Genomic DNA, 1,233 nt, shown 5'->3' with positions numbered 1-1,233 from the left:
GTCTTCGGCCAGATCGATCATGTCGGGCGAAGTGCCGAGGATCGGGATGCCGGCTTTTTCCAGCGCGTCGGCAAGCTTCAGCGGCGTCTGGCCGCCGAACTGGACGATGACGCCGACCAGTTCGCCCGACGCCTGTTCGGCGCGCAGGATCTCCAGCACGTCTTCCGCCGTCAGCGGCTCGAAATAGAGCCGGTCTGAGGTGTCGTAGTCGGTCGAGACCGTCTCCGGGTTGCAGTTGATCATGATCGCTTCATAGCCGGCGTCGCGCAGCGCAAAGGCGGCGTGGCAGCAGCAATAATCGAACTCGATGCCCTGGCCGATGCGGTTGGGGCCGCCGCCGAGGATGACGACCTTCTTGCGCGACGAGACCTGCGCCTCGTTGGCCAGCGCGCCGGCAAACGGCACTTCATAGGTCGAGTACATGTAGGCGGTCGGCGAGGCGAACTCGGCCGCGCAGGTGTCGATGCGCTTATAAACAGGATGAACGTCCAGCTTTTCGCGAGCTTTCTGAATCACTTCGGCATCGGTCTTCGTCAGCGACGCGAGGCGGGCATCGGAGAAGCCCATGGCTTTCAGCATGCGCAGGTTGACGGCATCCTCGGGAATGCCGTGCTCGCGGATGCGGGCTTCCATGGCGACGATGCCGGCGATCTGTTCGAGGAACCACGGGTCGATCTTGCACATGGCGTGCACGTCTTCCAGCGAGGTGCCCATGCGGATCGCCTGCGCCACCATGCGCAGCCGGTCCGGCGTCGGCGTGCCCAGCGCGGCGCGAATGGCGTTGCGGTCGTCGGCATGGTTGGCGGAACCAAGGCCGGGGATTTCGATCTCGTCCAGACCCGTCAGGCCGGTTTCAAGTCCACGCAGTGCCTTCTGCAGCGATTCCTGAAAAGTGCGGCCGATGGCCATGACTTCGCCGACCGACTTCATGGCGGTGGTCAGCACCGGCTCGGCGCCGGGGAATTTCTCAAAGGCAAAGCGCGGGATCTTGGTGACGACGTAATCGATCGACGGCTCGAACGAGGCCGGCGTGGCGCCGCCGGTGATGTCGTTCTCCAACTCGTCCAGCGTGTAGCCGACAGCGAGTTTTGCCGCGATCTTGGCGATCGGGAAACCGGTCGCCTTGGAGGCCAGAGCGGACGAGCGCGAGACGCGCGGGTTCATCTCGATGACCACCAGCCGGCCATCGGCCGGGTTGACGGCGAACTGGACGTTGGAGCCGCCGGTCTCGAC

General features: G+C 64.6%; 1 protein-coding gene. It reads right to left on the bottom strand.

Going from position 1 to position 1,233, the window contains the following annotated elements; translation table 11 throughout:
* A partial coding sequence (carB, locus tag EN750_RS35035) for a carbamoyl-phosphate synthase large subunit (protein ID WP_127399330.1) occupies positions 1 to 1,233 on the bottom strand: 1,233 nt, incomplete at both ends.

It is taken from the genome of Mesorhizobium sp. M7A.F.Ca.ET.027.03.2.1, assembly GCF_003999175.1.
In the GTDB taxonomy this organism is placed as follows: domain Bacteria; phylum Pseudomonadota; class Alphaproteobacteria; order Rhizobiales; family Rhizobiaceae; genus Mesorhizobium.
Note: the sequence above shows the minus strand (reverse complement) of the source record. Positions and strands in the feature narration are given on the sequence as shown.